The sequence below is a fragment of the Enterococcus sp. DIV1307a genome, from assembly GCF_050537425.1.
Classification (GTDB): domain Bacteria; phylum Bacillota; class Bacilli; order Lactobacillales; family Enterococcaceae; genus Enterococcus; species Enterococcus faecalis.
Genome location: NZ_CP172914.1, coordinates 1621628 through 1641141, shown reverse-complemented (window position 1 = coordinate 1641141; position 19514 = coordinate 1621628). Strand labels below are relative to the sequence as shown.

17 protein-coding genes are annotated in these 19514 nt (G+C 36.4%); 13 read left to right on the top strand and 4 right to left on the bottom strand.

The annotated features are described in order from the left end of the window. The first annotated feature begins 3 nt into the window (after positions 1-3). The 7 genes from IGL90_RS07965 (at position 4) to IGL90_RS07935 (ending at position 8803) form a co-directional block, all read left to right on the top strand. Entirely contained in the window at positions 4-1338 is a 1335-nt protein-coding gene (locus IGL90_RS07965; RefSeq protein WP_048737313.1) for an FAD-dependent oxidoreductase, read from the top strand. Continuing rightward, positions 1328-2794, top strand: a complete 1467-nt coding sequence (locus IGL90_RS07960) for a helix-turn-helix domain-containing protein (RefSeq protein WP_048737310.1) — start codon at positions 1328-1330, stop codon at positions 2792-2794. Before IGL90_RS07965 ends, IGL90_RS07960 begins: the two co-directional genes overlap by 11 nt. A gap of 276 nt (positions 2795-3070) precedes the next feature. Continuing rightward, positions 3071-4576, top strand: a complete 1506-nt coding sequence (gene glpK, locus IGL90_RS07955; protein WP_002357138.1) for a glycerol kinase GlpK — start codon at positions 3071-3073, stop codon at positions 4574-4576. 20 nt (positions 4577-4596) lie between these two features. Beyond that, entirely contained in the window at positions 4597-6426 is a 1830-nt protein-coding gene (gene glpO, locus IGL90_RS07950; RefSeq protein ID WP_002379559.1) for a type 1 glycerol-3-phosphate oxidase, read from the top strand. 7 nt (positions 6427-6433) lie between these two features. Continuing rightward, positions 6434-7153 carry an MIP/aquaporin family protein gene (locus IGL90_RS07945; RefSeq protein WP_002357140.1) on the top strand — a complete coding sequence of 240 codons (720 nt, stop codon included), beginning with the start codon at positions 6434-6436 and terminating at the stop codon, positions 7151-7153. Between the two features lie 284 nt (positions 7154-7437). Further along, positions 7438-7965, top strand: a complete 528-nt coding sequence (locus IGL90_RS07940) for a 5-bromo-4-chloroindolyl phosphate hydrolysis family protein (protein WP_048737323.1) — start codon at positions 7438-7440, stop codon at positions 7963-7965. Beyond that, positions 7958-8803 carry a hypothetical protein gene (locus tag IGL90_RS07935; RefSeq protein WP_002365799.1) on the top strand — a complete coding sequence of 282 codons (846 nt, stop codon included), beginning with the start codon at positions 7958-7960 and terminating at the stop codon, positions 8801-8803. Before IGL90_RS07940 ends, IGL90_RS07935 begins: the two co-directional genes overlap by 8 nt. Positions 8804-9102: 299 nt before the next feature. On the opposite strand, the gene IGL90_RS07930 is transcribed toward IGL90_RS07935, so the two are convergent. Together IGL90_RS07930 and IGL90_RS07925 are read right to left on the bottom strand one after the other, a co-directional pair. Then, positions 9103-10611, bottom strand: coding sequence for a helix-turn-helix domain-containing protein (locus tag IGL90_RS07930; RefSeq protein WP_002357145.1), 1509 nt, complete (start codon positions 10609-10611; stop codon positions 9103-9105). Between the two features lie 118 nt (positions 10612-10729). Then, positions 10730-12643 carry a PfkB family carbohydrate kinase gene (locus tag IGL90_RS07925; protein WP_010822941.1) on the bottom strand — a complete coding sequence of 638 codons (1914 nt, stop codon included), beginning with the start codon at positions 12641-12643 and terminating at the stop codon, positions 10730-10732. A 146-nt stretch (positions 12644-12789) separates the two neighbouring features. Here IGL90_RS07925 and rihC point away from each other — a divergent pair, with 146 nt between their 5' ends. Genes rihC through IGL90_RS07910 form a run of 3 tightly spaced genes read left to right on the top strand, consistent with a single transcriptional unit; the run spans position 12790 to position 15633 of the window. Beyond that, on the top strand, positions 12790-13743 hold the full coding sequence (gene rihC, locus IGL90_RS07920; protein WP_002383111.1) for a ribonucleoside hydrolase RihC: 954 nt from the start codon (positions 12790-12792) through the stop codon (positions 13741-13743). Positions 13744-13759: 16 nt separating this feature from the next. Beyond that, the gene (gene dcuC / locus IGL90_RS07915; RefSeq protein ID WP_048737306.1) at positions 13760-15133 is read left to right on the top strand and encodes a C4-dicarboxylate transporter DcuC; all 1374 of its coding nucleotides are present in this window, start codon (positions 13760-13762) and stop codon (positions 15131-15133) included. Positions 15134-15144: 11 nt separating this feature from the next. Then, the gene (locus IGL90_RS07910) at positions 15145-15633 is read left to right on the top strand and encodes a GNAT family N-acetyltransferase (RefSeq protein ID WP_048737305.1); all 489 of its coding nucleotides are present in this window, start codon (positions 15145-15147) and stop codon (positions 15631-15633) included. A gap of 78 nt (positions 15634-15711) precedes the next feature. On the opposite strand, the gene IGL90_RS07905 is transcribed toward IGL90_RS07910, so the two are convergent. Then, on the bottom strand, positions 15712-16740 hold the full coding sequence (locus tag IGL90_RS07905) for a lactonase family protein (RefSeq protein ID WP_048737304.1): 1029 nt from the start codon (positions 16738-16740) through the stop codon (positions 15712-15714). Between the two features lie 191 nt (positions 16741-16931). Between IGL90_RS07905 and clpX the strand changes: the two genes are divergently transcribed. Next, the gene (gene clpX, locus IGL90_RS07900) at positions 16932-18185 is read left to right on the top strand and encodes an ATP-dependent Clp protease ATP-binding subunit ClpX (protein WP_048737302.1); all 1254 of its coding nucleotides are present in this window, start codon (positions 16932-16934) and stop codon (positions 18183-18185) included. A gap of 97 nt (positions 18186-18282) precedes the next feature. Further along, on the top strand, positions 18283-18864 hold the full coding sequence (gene yihA, locus IGL90_RS07895) for a ribosome biogenesis GTP-binding protein YihA/YsxC (protein WP_002357155.1): 582 nt from the start codon (positions 18283-18285) through the stop codon (positions 18862-18864). A gap of 16 nt (positions 18865-18880) precedes the next feature. On the opposite strand, the gene IGL90_RS07890 is transcribed toward yihA, so the two are convergent. After that, positions 18881-19033: an SPJ_0845 family protein gene (locus IGL90_RS07890; protein WP_002362024.1), complete on the bottom strand. Its 153-nt coding sequence runs from the start codon at positions 19031-19033 to the stop codon at positions 18881-18883. 177 nt (positions 19034-19210) lie between these two features. Between IGL90_RS07890 and yidD the strand changes: the two genes are divergently transcribed. Next, the gene (yidD, locus tag IGL90_RS07885; RefSeq protein ID WP_002357157.1) at positions 19211-19513 is read left to right on the top strand and encodes a membrane protein insertion efficiency factor YidD; all 303 of its coding nucleotides are present in this window, start codon (positions 19211-19213) and stop codon (positions 19511-19513) included. The last annotated feature ends 1 nt before the right edge of the window (position 19514 follow it).

Sequence of the window (19514 nt, the reverse complement as noted above, 5' to 3'; positions counted from 1 at the left end):
CAAATGAAAATTGTGATTATTGGTGCATCATTCGCAGGTATTTCCGCAGCAATTGCTTCAAGGAAAAAATATCCCCAAGCAGAAATTTCTTTAATTGATAAACAAGCAACAGTGGGGTATTTATCTGGTGGCTTAAGTGCGTATTTTAATCATACCATCAATGAATTACACGAAGCACGTTACATAACGGAAGAGGAATTACGTCGTCAAAAGATTCAGTTGCTTTTAAATAGAGAAGTCGTGGCAATGGATGTTGAGAACCAATTGATTGCTTGGGCACAAAAGGAAGAGCAACAGTGGTATTCTTATGATAAATTGATTTTAGCGACAGGCGCGAGCCAGTTTTCCACGCAAATTCGTGGTAGTCAAACAGAAAAACTACTCAAATATAAATTTTTATCAGGTGCTTTAGCGGCTGTTCCATTACTGGAAAAGAGCCAGACAGTAGCCGTCATTGGTGCAGGACCCATTGGAATGGAAGCTATTGATTTTCTTGTGAAAATGAAGAAAACGGTCCATGTCTTTGAAAGCTTGGAAAATCTATTGCCTAAATATTTTGATAAAGAAATGGTTGCAGAAGTTCAAAAATCTTTGGAAAAACAAGCAGTAATTTTCCATTTTGAAGAAACGGTCCTAGGAATTGAAGAAACAGCAAATGGTATTGTTCTTGAAACAAGCGAGCAGGAAATTTCTTGTGACAGTGGGATTTTTGCTTTAAACTTACATCCTCAATTAGCCTATTTAGATAAAAAAATTCAACGAAATCTGGATCAGACAATCGCGGTGGATGCTTATTTACAAACTTCAGTGCCGAATGTTTTTGCCATCGGAGATTGCATTTCAGTTATGAATGAACCAGTCGCGGAAACTTTTTATGCTCCGTTAGTAAACAATGCGGTACGAACTGGCTTAGTAGTCGCCAACAATTTAGAAGAAAAAACACACCGATTCATTGGCTCTTTGCGAACAATGGGAACAAAAGTGGGGGACTATTACCTTGCTAGTACAGGTCTAACCGAAACGGAAGGTTTATTTTTTCCGCAAACACTTGCTTCCGTAATTGTTAGACAGCCAGCGCCGCCTCTACAACATGGGACAGAAATTTTAGGCAAATTAATCTATGATAAAGTGACGCAACGGGTCCTTGGTGCACAGCTTTGTTCAAAAAATAACTGTTTAGAAAAAATAAATACGTTAGCATTAAGTATCCAAACAGCTCAGACACTGACAGACCTATTACAAAAAGATTATTTTTATCAACCTGCCTTAACCAATATTTATGATATTACAAATTTGATGGGTGCTTCGGCTTATTGGAGAGAGAACGATGAAAGTTGAGACGTTATTGGAAAAGAAAGCGATGCGACAATTATTAACGGTACAACAAACCATCTTAGCAGGCGGCACCTGCTCAGTCTCTGATTTAACAGCGTTTTTAGCGGTCACAAAAGCCTCTTTTGAAAAAGACTTAGAGGATTTACATTATTTTTTGAAACCTTTTGGACAGGATTGTCAGCTTACTTATGATGGCCAACAGCTATCAATCACCTTATCGGATTTTTTTTCGTTGAATCATTTAATTGAAGCATTTGTAAAAGAGTCTCTTAAATTTCAACTTTTAGATTATTTATATCGTAATAAAGAGTTTTCTATTGTTCAATTAACGACTAAATTTATGATTAGTGAGTCTTCTTTATTTCGAAAGATTAAGGAACTCAATCAATTGTTAGCCGCCTTTGATTTGCAAATAAAAAATGGACAACTACAGGGAGAAGAATTGCAGATTCGTTACTTTTACTTTCAGTTGTATTGGTATATTACTCCCTATGAAATACACCAGAAAAAAACGATGTCGCCGTTAAATAAACGGATAATTGAAGGGATTGAGACTGGCTTAGGTTTTACTTTTAATGAACATAATGCGTTAAAAGTTAGCCTTTGGTTGAGTATTACGAAAAAGCGCCTAGCGGTCACTTCAAAAAAATATCAACAATTGAGAAAGAAAATGATTGATTTTAAAGAAGATCCGTTATTTAAGCAAGTTCGACAATTGTTTTTCCGTTTTTCTAGTCGTTATTCATTAGAATTAGATGAAGGAGAAAGCATGATTCATTTTGTTTTTCTAATCACAATGTCGGTCTTACCAGAATCAGCTTTTGATGAATATTCCTTAATTCGGGGACGTCGTTCCGCTGTTTCTTTAGCTGATACGTTTATCTTGGAAAATGTGGTCTTGTATTATCGGCCCCATAAATTTGAACCTATTCTTGAGAAAACCATGGCTTACTATTTTTCACAAATTCATGGAAAACTGTATTTTTTTAAAGGAGAATTGGAAGTTTTTGATCGGGCCCATATCTGGGAAAAAGAACAGCAATTATCTAGTCGGGAATTAGCTTCTTTTTCAACAACGTTATTAGAAAAAGCTTTAGCTTGTTTTGATGAAACGTATCAACCAGGAGATAGTTTGCATGAACTTTCTCTGGTCAAATATTTAAGCGTGTTGGCATTAATTGAATTTAAAATGATTGGTGAAATAAAAATTGGAATTCACTTAGCAATGGATGCTCTTTATCAAGCGGCGTTAACACAAGTATTAATGCTTAGTCTTAAAAATATGAATGGCACGCTGGTGGAGAGGTATCAGCCTGAACAAACATATGATTTAATTGTGACCAATTATCAGCAAACGAGCTATCAAGGAACACCGGAAGTCTATGTTTTGTCAGAATTAAGTTCGACCTATGATGTGCAACAATTAAAAAAGAAAATACGCACCTTGCGGGAGAAATAAACAAAAGGTTGGTGTGACGGAAATTGTCTGATCCTCGCACCAGCCTTTTTACAATTAAAAGTCGAAAATTAGGCTTTTTTAAACAAAAATGTTTCTTTTTATTGAAAAATTAGAGATAATAAAAGTATTATTGAAAGCGTTGTCTTTGTTGGTTTTAGTAGAAATCCTTTCAATTTTTTTAAAATAAAAAAAGTTTTTGACATGTTTAGTTATTCTTTTGTTTGTAAGATAGGAACATAAAGAAAACGATTTCAAAAACGTTTAGGAGGAATTATCATGGCAGAAGAAAAATACATTATGGCGATTGATCAAGGAACGACTAGTTCTCGTGCAATTATTTTTGATAAAAAAGGAAACAAAATTGGTAGTTCACAAAAGGAATTTACTCAATATTTTCCTAATGCAGGCTGGGTGGAACATAATGCCAATGAAATTTGGAATTCTGTTCAATCCGTTATTGCAGGTTCTCTAATTGAGTCAGGAGTGAAACCAACGGATATTGCCGGAATTGGGATTACAAACCAACGGGAAACAACCGTTGTTTGGGACAAAGCAACTGGGTTACCCATTTATAACGCAATTGTTTGGCAATCACGCCAAACGACACCTATTGCTGATCAACTAAAAGAAGATGGCTACAGCGAAATGATTCATGAAAAAACTGGGTTAATCATTGATGCTTATTTCTCAGCAACGAAGGTTCGTTGGATCTTAGATCACGTAGAAGGTGCGCAAGAACGTGCAGAAAATGGAGAATTGATGTTTGGAACAATTGACACTTGGCTCGTTTGGAAATTAACGGGAGATACTCATGTCACTGATTATTCAAATGCAAGCCGGACGATGTTGTTTAATATCCATGATTTAGATTGGGATCAAGAAATTTTGGATCTTTTAAATATCCCACGAGTGATGTTACCGAAAGTCGTTTCGAACTCTGAAGTGTATGGATTAACAAAAAATTACCATTTTTACGGAAGTGAAGTTCCTATCGCTGGGATGGCTGGTGACCAACAAGCCGCTTTATTTGGTCAAATGGCCTTTGAACCTGGGATGGTTAAAAATACCTATGGAACAGGCTCATTTATTGTCATGAACACTGGCGAAGAACCTCAACTTTCTAAAAATAATCTGCTTACCACTATTGGCTATGGCATTAACGGCAAAGTATATTATGCCTTGGAAGGAAGTATCTTCGTGGCTGGTTCAGCGATTCAATGGTTACGAGATGGCTTAAAAATGTTGCAAACGGCTGCTGAATCTGAAGCAGTAGCCAAAGCGTCAACAGGGCACAATGAAGTTTATGTGGTTCCGGCATTCACTGGTTTGGGCGCACCATATTGGGATTCACAAGCGCGTGGGGCTGTCTTTGGATTAACACGCGGTACCACGAGAGAAGATTTTGTCAAAGCGACACTTCAAGCAGTTGCGTATCAAGTTCGTGACATTATTGACACGATGAAAGAAGATACAGGCATAGATATTCCCGTCTTAAAAGTAGACGGTGGAGCAGCAAACAATGATTTCTTGATGCAATTCCAAGCAGATATTTTAAACACTGCTGTTCAAAGAGCCCATAACTTAGAAACAACGGCCTTAGGCGCAGCTTTCTTGGCGGGCTTAGCGGTTGGCTTCTGGAAAGACTTAGAAGAAATCAAAGCATTCCAAGAAGAAGGACAACAATTTGAACCAATTATGGCGGAAGAAGAACGAGAAGATTTATATGAAGGTTGGCAACAAGCAGTAGCAGCTACCCAACAATTCAAACGTAAAAATAAGTAAATGGAAAAGGGGAATTTTCTATGACTTTCTCAATAGAAACACGCCGACAATCAATCGACGCTTTAAAAACACAACACTTAGATGTCTTAATTATTGGTGGTGGCATTACTGGCGCAGGCGTTGCCCTGCAAGCCAGTGCCGCTAAAATGAAGACAGGGTTAATTGAAATGCAGGATTTCGCAGAGGGCACCTCTTCACGATCAACCAAATTAGTTCATGGTGGTATCCGCTATTTGAAAACGTTTGACGTGGAGGTGGTAGCAGATACAGTGAAAGAACGAGCCGTCGTTCAATCCATTGCGCCACACATCCCTAAAGCGGATCCCATGTTATTGCCAATTTATGATGAGCCAAATGCAACATTTAATCTATTTTCTGTCAAAATAGCAATGGATTTATATGATCAGTTAGCTGATGTAACAGGTACCAAGTACGCCAACTATTTGTTAACAAAAGACGAGGTTTTGGCACGTGAGCCACAACTAAAAAGTGAAGGTCTACAAGGTGGCGGTGTTTATTTAGATTACCGAAATAATGATGCTCGTTTAGTTATTGAAAATATTAAACAAGCAGTAGCTGACGGGGCACATGCTGTGAGTCGGGTTCAAGCGGTGGGCTTTTTATACAATGATGAAGGGAAAATTACTGGTATTCAAGCAAAGGACCTACTAACTGACGAACAGTTTGAGATTCACGCAGATGTTGTGATTAATACTACTGGTCCTTGGTCAGATAAATTAAGAGGCTTAGACAAAAATGATTCATTTACACCACAAATGCGTCCAACTAAAGGGGTTCATTTAGTTGTCGACAAAAGCCGTTTAAATGTTCCTCAACCAACGTATTTTGATACAGGTAAACAAGATGGCCGCATGGTCTTCGTTGTTCCAAGAGAAGAAAAAACATATTTTGGGACGACGGATACAGATTACCATGGAGACTTTCAACATCCAACAGTAGAACAAAGTGATGTGGATTACCTATTGGAAGTAGTCAATAATCGTTATCCAGAGGTACAATTGACAATTGATGATATTGAAGCCAGCTGGGCTGGCTTGCGACCTTTAATTTCTGCTAACGGTGGCTCAGATTATAACGGGGGAAACAATGGCAAACTTTCAGATAAAAGTATTGATGAAGTCATTGATGTCGTTGACAGATACCAAAAAAACCAAACAGATAAACGAGAAATTGAAGAAGTCCTAAACCATCTGGAAGACAGTTTGGTGGAAAATAAAGTCAATCCTTCAGCTGTCTCTCGAGGCAGCTCATTGGAAAGATCAGCGGATGGCTTGCTCACTTTGGCTGGTGGGAAATTAACAGATTATCGTAAAATGGCAGAAGGTGCGATGAAAATGATTCAAACCATCTTAGCAGAAGAATACCAGAAAGAATTCACCTTAATTGATTCTAAAAACTATCCAGTTTCAGGCGGAAAATTGAACCCTGCAACGGTAGACGAAGAATTAGAAGCGTTGGCAAAACATGGCGTGTCTAAAGGGTTAAGTGAAAAGGATGCACTATACTTAGCTCATTTATATGGCTCCAACGTACCAACTGTTTTTGAAATGATTGATGATGCCAAAGTAATTCCTGGTTTAACCTTAACAGAAACTGTCTCTTTAAACTATGCGATGGAAGAAGAAATGGCTTTAACACCCGTCGACTTTTTATTGCGACGGACCAACCACTTATTGTTTATGCGTGATCGTTTGGACCAAGTGAAAGCGGGAGTCATTGAAGAAATGGCACAGCATTATCAGTGGACAGCGGAAGAAAGAGCACGACACATTGAAACATTAGAAAAAGTAATTGAAGAATCAGATTTAAAAAATTTGAAAGTAGGGTGAAGAAAAAATGGGAACTTCGATGATGACACAATTATTCGGTGAATTTTTCGGAACGATGATTTTAGTTTTACTAGGGGATGGCGTCTGTGCCGCAGTTAACTTGAAGAAAAGCAAAGCCTTTGCTTCTGGTTGGGTCGTTATTGCTTTAGGTTGGGGCGCTGCTGTTACATTAGCTGTTTACATGTCTGGGTATATGAGTCCAGCGCATTTAAATCCTGCTGTAACAGTTGCGATGGCAATTACTGGAAACTTTGAATGGGGCATGGTTTTACCTTATATCGTAGCTCAAGTCCTAGGCGGTTTTATTGGTGGTTTAGTTGTCTGGTTAGCTTATTTACCCCATTGGAACATTACAGAAGACAAAGGTGCTATTTTAGGAACCTTCGCCACTGGTCCAGCTGTCCGTAACTATCCAGCCAATGTTTTAACAGAAATTATCGGCACATTTGTCTTGGTTTTTGGCTTACTAGCCTTTTCTCAAAACGACTTAGCGGCTGGCATTAACCCAATGCTTGTTGGGATTTTGGTCTTAGGACTAGGTCTATCATTAGGCGGACCTACAGGTTATGCAATTAACCCTGCACGTGATTTAGGACCTCGTTTAGCGCATCAAATTATTCCTGTGAAAACAAAAGGTGATTCCGATTGGGCTTATTCTTGGGTGCCAATTGTGGGACCTATCTTAGGTGCTTCATTAGCTGCAGTAATTTATTTATTCACTATTTAATAAAATGAAATGTAAATAGTTGTTTTAGACAATAAAAAACGCTTGTGAGAAGTAATCAATTCTTGCAAGTGTTTTTTTGCTACATATTAAACCAAAAAAGATTTCCTTAGACATTTAGACAATTTGTCTAAATGCGGAACAGAACAATTTTCCTATATGATACAATAAAAGTGCACAAGTAAGTGGGGGAGTAACATTTCATACTTATTTGTCAATTTTAAGCTGGACAATGTGTTCAGTAATATATACTAATTTAAAAAGGAGTACATGATTTGAATGGGATAATGGTTTTGTTAGTGGGCGCTGGGTACATCGGTTGGGTTATTTATAGAAATGGTCGTACGTATTTCCGTTATAAAAAAAATCTAAAAAAATATCAAACGACGCACCATCTAACGGACAGTGACCTAGAGATGTACCAAAGAATTATGGACGAATTAAAAAAACAAATTATTTATTTAAACGAACTAACGAATAAGTCACGAAATTTAAAAAAAATTGAACAAGTAGAACTGGGTGTTGCTTCCGCTAAGGGCATCTTTAAACACTTAGTGAAGTATCCTGAAGCAATTACTCATTTTAGTGATTTTTTATATCATAAGGTACCAGAGATTTTACGAGCATCAGAACGGTTTTTAAGCATTAAAGAAGATAAATTGTCAACAGAAGAAATAACACTTGCAACCAATGGTATCTTAAGTACCATACGAGTGTTGTCGGAAAGTATCACAGATGATTATGAAAGATTAGTCTCCGAAGCATCTGAGGAAATTGCCTTATCAAAAAAATTAGTGGAGAGAAAAAATGGCTAAACAAAAGAATTTTTATGATACATATGATGCGCTTTTTCAAAAGCCAAAATGGTCGTTTTTTCCTGTCACAAGAACAGACACAGTAAAGCAACTTCCTAACCCAAATAAAAAAGTGGTAAAACCACAGACGAAAAAAAAGAAAAAACAAAAAAAGAACAAAAAAATTATTTGGATAGGCATTGCTGTAGCAATTGGCTTTATAGTATATATTGATCTTGCGGAGAAAGATGATTATTGGGATTACTCCGCTTCATCAGAAGATGTTTATCCTTTAAAAGAAGCTGGACTTACCACAACTGGACCTGTTGATTTAGAAAAACCACTAAAAGTCACAATAGAACAAAATAAACTTTTATTTAATCAAGGCTACCAAATAGAAATTATCGGCGATGCCGATATTGAAACCAGTGGCGGAAAGAACTTTTTAATTTTACCTTCTACAGAGGAGTATCCAGATACAAAATATCTAGGCAATATCAGTTTTTATGAAAAAAGAGACTATTATACATCGGCAGGTATGTACCTTTCTGGCAATCTTGTCAACAGTCTTTCTGATTATTTGGATACAAGTAAAGAGTTTATCAAAGCATATCCAATTGATAAAATTGCTGATGTACAAACCGGCTATATTTTAAAACGGAATCAAGGATATACAGACATCTCAAAATATTATCTCTTTAAAGATGGGACAGGATTTGAATTAGAAGTCTCTGTTGACCAATTGGAAAAGGTCAAAGATCCCAAAGACTATTCTTCTTTTGTAAAAACATACGCAAAAGAAGTCGCTTTTATAGAAAAAAGTTTTAAATTTGAGTCTACTGATGAGGAATCTCGATAGAGAAACTAGTTTTCAGCTTCAAGTAGCGCCTAGCAATACCTTTGTTGAAAAAATGTAAGAGCCTGAGACAAAAAACACTTTGGATCTTCGTCTCAGGCTTAAAAACTGATCAGCGGTGGAACCGTAGCACTTTAAGGACTGAAGTACGTTACTAGATTGTCTTTGAAGGTAACATAGAAAAGAACAGTAATATACAAGCGACCTACAAACTATTTTCTGTCAGACTAAAACTGGCAGAAGTGGTTTGTAGGTCGCTTGTTTTCATTATGGTTGGTGAGACAAGTTAGCGCTTGTTTGTTTTAATATTGCAAATCAAAAATGGCGATACTTATTTTACTGAAAATTAGTTCCCAATCTTCTCGGGTTAATTCTTCTTCTAAAATGTAAATTCGGTCAATTTCTTTTGGTAAATCAAATAAGGGATAGTCAGTAATCACAATATCACAACTAGAAAAATCGGTTCGTTCAAAAATAATATCCTCACTAAATGCTTGCTTGATTTTCATCATAATAAAGCTAGCAATGTAAAAATCGCGAGAATATGCAACACCAATTTTAATTTTTTTGCGGGGACTATAGTGCTTATAAATTCGTAACAACAATTCACATGTCCAAATTGGGTTCTCCTGATCCTTAAATCTTAACTGATAAGGGGAATGCGCTGAAAAGTTTTGATAAAAAGCATAGATTTCTTTCTGTAAATCTTTTTGATAAGTACTATTTTTATTGACTAAAAAATCTAGAATTGCGGTATTTGGTTGCTGTGAAATAAATAATTGGTTATAGATAATATTTTTAAATAAAATAAGTAAGAAGTAATGACGATCAAATTCACGCATTTTTGGAATTTGAAAAACTTCGCAAAAATTGGTTAATAAAGAATCAACGTAGAAATATTCTGGGCAAGAAATTTCATTTAGAGCAGCCAGTAAATCTTTGGCTCGTTTTGCTGAATCAAAATTATCAATGGCAATGGGTGCAATGATATCTACAACCCGCTGTTGATCTTCTGAAAAATTTGATTGGGAACAAAAAATAGTTTGTTTTGAGTCTGAGAAAAGCCTTAAATAAGGATGTTCTTCAAATTCTTTTTGGAGATCATCTTCACAAGTATATGGAAAGCGATATTTTGCGATGTGTAAAAGTAAATTTAATTTTAGTAGAGAAGCGTGTTCCAAGCGTTCAAGAATTTCTGGTTTAATATGTTGCGTCAGTATATCTTCAAAATAAGTAGAGGTATAACGTGGTAAGGCTAAGGTATTTAAAAAGATGGTCCAGTAGACATCAAGAAAAGCATATAGGACTTGAAATTCAGAACCTGTAATCACTTTACTCGCGGAGGGGGAAAAATGGACGGAAATTCCATACAAACCAAATAGTTTATTAATGTTATTTAACCGTTTGTAAATGTAAGATGAGCTAAAATTAGTTTCTTGACTCACTTTCCAGACAGAATTGTTTTCTTTTTTGATAATTGCTTGAAAAAGAATGAAGTCAGTAGAATGGACACAGTAATAATTAAATAATAAAAAATAGTGGGAAAGAAAATCATTGGAAGTCGTATGTAATGAAATTTTTCCGTGATGGATCTGAATCTCTAAGGTATTTTCAGGAAGGGTTGCTAAGTCTTCTTGAATTTCACGAAGATAAATTGATAAATTTTTAGTAGAAAGATCGAATTTTCGGGCAACACTAGATAAATCAAGGTTTGTTTGTTTTGCTAAGTATAAAAAGACAGCCAATTTTTTTTGTGTTTTCTTTGAAAGTAAAAATGTTTTTATGGCATCTTGTGTTTTGATGAGACTCACTCCTTAGTAATAACTTCTCTTTTATTATAATAGTTCGCCTAATAAATTGTAATAAAAAAGAACAATTCTCATTGGTTTATGAGAAAATAACAAGATATTCAGCAGGAAAACACCTGTGTCAGTCGACACAGGTGTTACGATGAGCAAAAAGAGCGGGTTCTTTTTTTATCAAATAATTTTCCAAAGTGACGTGATCAACTAAAGAATCAATCACCCCTTCTTTAGAAACTGAAAATCCTGCAGCCTGAATTGCTATTTGAATGGCTGCTTCAGTCGGATAACCTTTCGAAAGATAGGAGGCGAGCGCGCTGATAAAGCTGTCACTGGCACCAGTACTATCCACAGCTATATTTTCTGTTGCAGGGAAATAGTGGCACACTTGGGGTGTTTTTAATAACACGCCTTTTTTTCCTAAAGTAACAATGACATTTTTTACGCCCATTTCTAAGAAGTACGCCGCTTTCTCTTCTAATGTACCAGTATCTGGTTGAAGTTCCAATAATTCATCTTCATTGGGAATGAAAAAATCAACCTTTTCTAGTATATTCACTGGAATATGATGAATAGCAGCTGGTTTTAAAATAATCGGTACGCCTGAATGTTGGGCGATTTCACAAGCTTTCTCTACAGCAGACAAAGGAATTTCTGTTTGAATGAGACAAAAACTGGCATCCATAAATAGGTGTTTTTGCTGTGCGATTTTTTTAGGCGTAAGCGCTGTGTTTGCACCAGGTAAGATTGAAATCATGGAGTCGCCGCTTGTCTCAACATAAATATAAGCTTGACCAGTCTCAGTATCTTGAATACGTGTGATACCATCTGTCGTAACGTGGTATTTTTCTAATTCTTTATATAAGTAATTCGCATCTGTGTCTGAGCCTAAACAACCAATTAAGGTGGCCTGATGGCCCAGTTTGGTTAAGCCAACAGCTTGATTTAATCCTTTTCCGCCGGGGAATTTAGCATAGCTAGACAAAAAATTTGTTTTGCCGTTATGTGGTAAATTTGTTGAATACAGATAATTATCAACGTTTAAACTACCCACTACAATCATTTTGCTATGTGGATTAACACTAGACATGCCTAATGTATTTTTGTGATCTAGCACCAATTTTTCAGCCTCATTAATCAAGGCTGTTTTTTCTTTGCGTTTGTTAAGCAATAATAAGGCTAACTGGCTGCCAAACGTCTCTGTGTCTAATAAGACGGAAGAAATATGATCAGGTAAAAATGAACGATCAATTTTTCGCTTAATTGCGAGTAAAGAGTAATTATCGGGGGTTCGCAAACCGCTCTGCTTTAAAAGCTGTTCCAAAAAAACAGCCTGGGTATAGTCATCAGTAAGGATACCCGTAATCCCATCTGTGATAAGCTGATTACTGAAATCAGCAGGGATAGTAGTTAAAATATTTTCTTTACTAAAGGGTAAATTGACATCAAACAAGGCTTTTTTATAGCCTGCAATAATTGCTTCTTTATATTTTGGGTTAGTGACGAAATAACTAATTTTTTTATGGTTATTCTGTAATAATTCTTGGGTTAAAACATAACTAGCTTCTTCATAAAGACCCGCTAGAGAAGGTAATTCGTTAGTTGAGTGATTGACGAAATAGTAAGGAATCGTTAATTCTTCTATAAATTTCGCGTATTGTTTACTGTTTTCATTGATTGGGTCCCAAATAATGCCACTGGCTTGTTTTAAAGTTGGCGAGGTAATATTTTTCAGTTCTTGTTCTAAACTACCGTGACTATTTAAAATTAAGCAGCTATAGCCATTTTCTTGAGCTTTATCAATAAAGCTCGTAACCCAAGCCTCAAAAGTTTCATGGCTATTTAATAATAACACGAAGGTTTTTGTAGTACTATTTGTGACGAGATTTGCTGAGTAAGGTGTGTAGTTGTAATCTCGAACGATTTTTAAGACACGCTCACGGGTTTCTTTACTAATAGTTTGATCTTTATTATTTATAATTTTGGATACAGTTGAAGCGGAAACGCCAGCTAATTTTGCAATATCTTTAATATTCATCATTTTCGTCCTTTCACTGAACTCTTTTTTATAGTAAGCATTCTAAAAGCAGAAAGTCAAGAAAAAGCCTAATTATTTATTATTTAGAAATTCTGCTTGACTTTTAATGAAAGCGCTGTTAATCTCAAATTAAGAAAACGTTTCCGGAAATGTTTTTCCTAAATGTGAATGGAGGAAGAAAAATGGATACAAAGAAAAGACCAATCATTATTGATACGGACCCAGGAATTGATGATGCTGTAGCTTTAGCGATTGCACTGAATCATCCTAACCTAGAAGTTCGCTTAATAACGACGGTTGCAGGGAATGTAGATGTAGAAAAAACAACAAATAATGCCTTGAAACTTGTCGATTTTTTTGGGAAAAAGGTTCCTGTAGCCAAGGGGTGTAATTGTCCGTTACTTATTCAATTGGAAGATTCTGCTGAGATTCATGGGGAGACTGGCATGGATGGCTTTGAGTTTCCGCAACCTATCTCTACGTGTTTAGATATTCATGCAGTGGAAGCTATGCGAAAAGAAATTCTGTCTAGTGATGTTCCTTTGACCATTGTTCCAATTGCTGCATTAACGAATATTGCTTTGTTACTGACCCTCTATCCAGAAGTCAAAGAAAATATTGCAGAAATCGTCATGATGGGTGGCTCATTAGCAAGGGGAAATACAAATACAAGTGCCGAATTTAATACGTATGTCGATCCACACGCTGCACAAATTGTTTTCCAATCAGGTGTCCCGCTAACAATGGTAGGATTAGATGTTACAAGTCAAGCTGTGTTAACGAATCATGAAGTAACAGCCATCAGAGCGCTTGGTAGAGTGGGGGAAATGTTTTATGGTCTTTTCCGTCATTATAGAGGCGGCAGTTTAACTACAGGTTTGAAAATGCATGATGTCTGTGCGATTGCCTATTTAACTTCACCAGAATTATTTGAGACAACTGAAACGTTCATTGAAGTTGCTTTGGAAGGTCCAGCTGCGGGAGCTACTGTTGCGGATTTAAAAATGAAGTATCATAAAAACACGAATGCCGTTGCCTGTATAGATGTAAACGTTGAAGCTTTTCAAAAATGGGTTGTCGAAAAAATGAAAGCGGTTAATTAACTGAAGGAGGATAAGTATGATTGAAAGTTTATTGGTATTGGTCGTTTTAGTTGTTGTAGCCTATTTGATTGTAAAAAATTATCATCCCGCACTCAGCTTAATTATTGGTGCGCTTGTTCTACTTGCATGTGCATGGATGTTAGGACATCCCATTTATCCTGCAGGGGAAGGAACCGGTTTTGGATTATTTGATATTTTCTTGAAGTTTAAAGATACAATTATTGCACAAGTGAGTTCAGCAGGAATTGTAATTATGATTCTTTTTGGTTATTCAGGCTATATGAATGCAATCGGGGCCAATCAGATGGCTGTCAACTTTTTGGTGAAACCATTAATGAAGATTAAACGTAAATCGTTATTTGTCCCTGTGGTCTTTTTAATTGGAAATTTAATGTCACTGGTAGTTCCTAGTGCATCAAGCTTAGCGATTATTTTAATGTCTATATTATATCCGATGCTAGCCAGCATGGGGATTTCATCATTAACTGCTGCAGGTGTGATTGCAATGACGGCAACTATCATGCCAACACCTTTAGGCGCGGATAACGTAATCGCCGCAAATACCCTTGGTTATGATGTGTTAAATTATGTTGTATGGAATGCCAAAATTTCGCTGCCATCGTTATTAATCATTGCGGTTGCACAGTACTTCTGGCAAAAATACTGCGATAAAAAAGAAGGTGATGCTGCCTATGTCTCATTAAATGAAGAAGGCTTAAGCAAACAAAAAGAATTTGATGTTCCTAAATTTTATGCAATATTGCCAATATTACCGCTATTATTAATTGTTGGAGTGGGAATCGCAGGAATGTTTATTAAAGGAATAACGATGGATATTTTTGTTCTTACATTTATTTCTTTCTTCATCGCTGTATCGGTTGAGACGCTTCGCTTGAAATCTTTTAAAAAGGTTCAAGATACGGCTGTCGAGATGTTTAAAGGAATGGGGCAAGGGTTTAGTCAAGTTGTGATGCTTGTCGTAGGCGGTTCATTGTTCACGTCTGCGATTCAAACGTTAGGAATTATTGATAGTATTATGGCATCTGTCGAAGCATCAAGTTCAGCAGGAATTGTCACGACCTTAATTTTCAGCGGTGCAACGACCCTTTTTGGAATTTTAAGCGGTGGTGGACTGGCAATGTTTTATGCGGTTATCGAACTAATCCCTGGAATTGCCGAAAAAGCTGGGATTGATGGTATTTTAATTTCCTTGCCAATGCAGATGATCGCGAATTTAACTAGAACGATTTCTCCTGTAGCAGCAGTTGTCATGATTGTCGCATCAACAGTAGGAGTTAGTCCCATCAGAATTTTAAAACGGACGAGTGTACCGACCATCATTGGCATTATTAGTGTGATTGTCTTGTCGATTCTATTGTTACCTTATTAAGAGAATAAACAATGAAAATTAGAGTGGCTGATGAGAAAGAGTTACCGATGATTCTTCAATTTTTAACAGAAGTAAAGGCATACATGGATGTTGTGGGCATTACACAGTGGACAAAGGACTATCCTTCTCAAGGAGATATCCAAGAAGACATTACAAAAAAACGGTTGTATTTGCTAATGCACGAAGAAATGATTTTTTCAATGGCAACGTTCTGTATGGAGCAGGAACAAGACTTTGTTTGGCTAAAGCGCTTTGCAACTTCGCCTAATTATATTGCCAAGGGTTATGGCAGTTTGTTGTTCCATGAATTGGAGAAACGAGCAGTCTGGGAAGGAAGACGTAAAATGTATGCTCAAACTAATCATACTAACCATAGAATGATTCGATTTTTCGAAAGTAAAGGGTTCACAAAAATTCATGAATCTTTACAAATGAATCGCTTAGATTTTGGCTCTTTTTATTTATACGTTAAAGAATTGGAGAACCAATCCATCGTTTAAAATAAGAAAACAGGAGTCAGATGCAAAAATTATTTAGCATCTGACTCCTGTTATTTTCCAAGGAAATAGTCAACTTAATTATACAAATAAAACACAAACACATTCGGGAACAGCAACATCTTTTTGAATCATTTCTAATAAGCCTGTTTCTTGGTTCCGACGATAAAGTGTTAAGTTATCAGAGTCTTGATTAGCAACAACGATGAAATCTTCAGAAGGATCTAAATCAAAATCTCTCGGAATATCGCCTTCTGTTGAAATTAATTGAATTCGTTCAATCGCTTCGCCATTTTCTGAAACAGCATAGACAGCAATTGAGTTATGGCCACGGTTTGAAGCATAAAGGAAACGGCCATCAGAAGAAATACGAATTGCAGCACCACCATTAAACGCATCATAATCAGCAGGCAAAGTAGAAACTTTTTGTAATTCAGTAAAAGAACCATCTGTTTCATCATATGAAAGAACTGAAACAGTGCTATCTAACTCACCAAATAGATAGGCCAATGATTTTGTTGGGTGGAACACTAAATGACGTGGACCAGTCCCTGGCTCAGTCACGAATTGAGCGATTTCAGAAAGCTTTCCATCTAAGCTAACATTATACGTATACACGCGATCGGTTCCTAGATCACAGACGACTAAGCGTTGATCAGGCGTCAAATCTGTGTAATGAACATGGGCATTGTTTTGATTTTCATGAGGACCAGTTGGCTCTGTATGAATCACTTTGTCAGCATCTTCCAAAGCACCATCTTCTAAGATACGATACACGTGAACGATACCTTGGTGATAATTTGCTGCATAGACAAGTTGTCGGTTTTCGTCAACAGCTACATAACATGGCGGTGCACCTTCTTCAGTTACTTTATTCAATAAATTAAAATGGTCCATTTCTGGTTGATAAGCGGCAGTGCCACCTTCACCGTCAACACTAGTGACGCTAAAAAGTTCGCCCTTTTGACTCAGAGCAAGATAGGTAGGACTCGTTTCTTCTAACAAAAGTGTCGCTTCTGTTAAACGACCTTGTGTCGTATCTAATGCAATTTTATAAATGCCTTGGCTGGCTCTTCGAGTATAGGTACCTAGTAAAATTTGTTCTAACATCACAATTCCTCCAATTTGTTTCAACACAATCACTTTTTATGAAAGTGCTTTTATATAATGTAGTATACCATAAGAAGTCTAAGAACAATAAAACTTTCTATCTGAGATGTTCGCATTTTAAAGTGGTTTGTGCTATTATGATGAGAGACTGTGATGACAGTCATTTTTTGATTTTTAGAGGGGTGACGAACATGTACGACAATACGGATAATAACGGGACCGTTCGTTGTTCATTTTGTGGGAAAACACAAGAAGAAGTAAAAAAAATTGTTGCTGGTCCGGGTGTCTATATTTGTAATGAATGTATTGATCTATGTAAAGAGATTATTGATGAAGAATTTTATGATGAAGCAGTCCGAGAATTAACGGATGTGCCAAAACCCCAAGAAATTTTAAATGTTTTAAATGAATATGTTATTGGACAAGAACGTGCAAAACGCACACTTTCTGTTGCTGTTTACAATCACTATAAACGTGTGAATCAATCAGAAACAGCTGCAACTCAAGATGAAGTTGAATTGCAAAAAAGTAACATTTGTTTAATTGGACCAACAGGTTCAGGTAAAACTTTCTTGGCTCAAACGTTAGCAAAAACATTAAATGTACCTTTTGCAATCGCTGATGCGACCAGTTTAACAGAAGCAGGTTATGTAGGGGAAGATGTTGAAAATATCCTTTTAAAATTACTACAATCTGCTGACTATAATGTTGAACGTGCGGAAAAGGGCATTATCTATATTGATGAGATTGATAAAATTGCCCGTAAGAGTGAAAATGTTTCGATTACTCGAGATGTTTCAGGTGAGGGTGTTCAACAAGCCTTACTAAAAATTCTTGAAGGAACAGTTGCAAGTGTACCACCACAAGGGGGCCGCAAACATCCACATCAAGAATTTATCCAAATTGACACAACGAATGTTCTCTTCATCGTTGGTGGAGCATTTGATGGAATTGAAACTATTGTTAAAAACCGCTTAGGCGAAAAAACTATTGGTTTTGGTAAAACTAATTCTGCTTTAAATGAAGAAGAAAGCATCATGCAACATATTATTCCAGAAGATTTATTGAAATTTGGTTTAATTCCAGAATTTATTGGACGCTTACCTGTAATGGCTGCGCTTGATAAATTAACGAATGATGATTTAGTTCGAATTTTAACAGAACCGAAGAATGCCTTGGTGAAACAATATCAAAAATTATTGTCTCTTGATGACACTAAATTAGAATTTGAACCAGAAGCATTAAAAGCCATCGCAGCCAAAGCCATTGAACGTAATACTGGCGCACGCGGACTTCGTTCAATCATTGAAGAAATTATGATGGACGTAATGTTTGATGTTCCTTCAGATGAAAGCATTGAAAAAGTTATCATTACTAAAATGGCCGCTGAAGGTACCGGTAAACCAACAATTATTTATAACAAAAAAGATAAAGAAGCTGTATAAGATTGAAGCTGAAAACAGCTCTTTCGGCGGATCTCCGAAAGAGCTGTTTTTGTTAAGCTTTTGAATGAAAGACTGAACAGAAGAACGGAGGAAAACAATGAACGTACATAATGCAGAAATCGTGATTAGTGCGGTATCCCCTAAACAATATCCTGAATCTCAGTTACCGGAGATTGCTTTAGCTGGACGTTCGAACGTTGGGAAATCATCTTTTATTAATACCTTGATTAATCGTAAAAATTTAGCAAGAACTTCGGGTAAACCTGGTAAAACGCAAACGCTAAACTTTTATTTAATTGAGGATGCCTTACACTTTGTGGATGTTCCTGGCTATGGTTATGCCAAAGTTTCTAAAACAGAACGTGCGAAGTGGGGAAAAATGATTGAAACGTATATCACGCAACGTGAGCAATTACGTGCAGTCGTTTCTTTAATTGATTTACGTCATCCGCCGACCCAAGATGATATCCAAATGTATGAATTTTTGAAATACTATGATTTGCCAGTTATTATTGTGGCAACTAAGGCAGACAAAATTCCGCGGGGCAAATGGAACAAACACGAGAGTGTCATCAAAAAAGCCTTGAATTTTGATAAACAAGATGACTTTATTATTTTCTCTTCTGAAACAAAAGAAGGAAAAGAAGCAGCTTGGACAGCAATTGAAAAGTTTCTATAGAAAAAAACAAGCAAAATTACTCTTTTGCTTGTTTTTTTGCTTCTTCTTTTTTTGCTTCTTGTCGTTGTTTTGCCAGTTCTTCAAGAGGTACTTCTTTCTTTAATGGATCAACGGCGAAAGAATCGAAGAGTTTATCTAAGTCATTGGAACGTTCAAATTTTAATCCCATTTACTAAGCCTCCATTCCTTTTTTTATAGTGTAGCACGTTTTTTTTCATTTGGATAGCAACAGAAATGTAAGAATTCGTCATAGGTGCACCTGGTGTAATTTCTCGTAACTAAGACTTGCCAAACATGAAAAAACAAGCTATTCTTTAGTAAGAATTAGTTAGAAAGAAGGCACTTTATGAAAAATCCGTTAATCGGCGGTGTTCGTTTTTATCAACGATTTATTTCTCCAGGATTGCCTGCACGTTGTCGCTATTACCCAACGTGTTCACAATATATGATTGATGCAATTCATACACATGGAAGTGTCAAAGGAACAACGATGGGGGTAGCACGGATTTTACGATGTCATCCTTTTGTTAAAGGCGGCATTGACTATGTTCCGTTGAAATTTCGCTTGACGAAAAATCCTGATGAGACCTATCATGGACCGTATACGTATCGAAGAAATAAGAAAACAGAAGTAGAAAAGGATGGATAAA

Excerpts from the sequence above, each read along its gene's own strand:
- IGL90_RS07925 (WP_010822941.1), bottom strand. The coding sequence starts at position 12,643 with ATGATGAATATTAAAGATATTGCAAAATTAGCTGGCGTTTCCGCTTCA.
- IGL90_RS07890 (WP_002362024.1), bottom strand. The coding sequence starts at position 19,033 with ATGGGATTAAAATTTGAACGTTCCAATGACTTAGATAAACTCTTCGAT.
- IGL90_RS07935 (WP_002365799.1), top strand. The coding sequence starts at position 7,958 with ATGGCTAAACAAAAGAATTTTTATGATACATATGATGCGCTTTTTCAA.
- yidD (WP_002357157.1), top strand. The coding sequence starts at position 19,211 with ATGAAAAATCCGTTAATCGGCGGTGTTCGTTTTTATCAACGATTTATT.
- IGL90_RS07910 (WP_048737305.1), top strand. The coding sequence starts at position 15,145 with ATGAAAATTAGAGTGGCTGATGAGAAAGAGTTACCGATGATTCTTCAA.
- IGL90_RS07940 (WP_048737323.1), top strand. The coding sequence starts at position 7,438 with ATGGTTTTGTTAGTGGGCGCTGGGTACATCGGTTGGGTTATTTATAGA.
- yihA (WP_002357155.1), top strand. The coding sequence starts at position 18,283 with ATGAACGTACATAATGCAGAAATCGTGATTAGTGCGGTATCCCCTAAA.
- glpO (WP_002379559.1), top strand. The coding sequence starts at position 4,597 with ATGACTTTCTCAATAGAAACACGCCGACAATCAATCGACGCTTTAAAA.
- IGL90_RS07905 (WP_048737304.1), bottom strand. The coding sequence starts at position 16,740 with ATGTTAGAACAAATTTTACTAGGTACCTATACTCGAAGAGCCAGCCAA.
- clpX (WP_048737302.1), top strand. The coding sequence starts at position 16,932 with ATGTACGACAATACGGATAATAACGGGACCGTTCGTTGTTCATTTTGT.
- IGL90_RS07965 (WP_048737313.1), top strand. The coding sequence starts at position 4 with ATGAAAATTGTGATTATTGGTGCATCATTCGCAGGTATTTCCGCAGCA.
- rihC (WP_002383111.1), top strand. The coding sequence starts at position 12,790 with ATGTTTTTCCTAAATGTGAATGGAGGAAGAAAAATGGATACAAAGAAA.
- glpK (WP_002357138.1), top strand. The coding sequence starts at position 3,071 with ATGGCAGAAGAAAAATACATTATGGCGATTGATCAAGGAACGACTAGT.
- dcuC (WP_048737306.1), top strand. The coding sequence starts at position 13,760 with ATGATTGAAAGTTTATTGGTATTGGTCGTTTTAGTTGTTGTAGCCTAT.
- IGL90_RS07945 (WP_002357140.1), top strand. The coding sequence starts at position 6,434 with ATGGGAACTTCGATGATGACACAATTATTCGGTGAATTTTTCGGAACG.
- IGL90_RS07960 (WP_048737310.1), top strand. The coding sequence starts at position 1,328 with ATGAAAGTTGAGACGTTATTGGAAAAGAAAGCGATGCGACAATTATTA.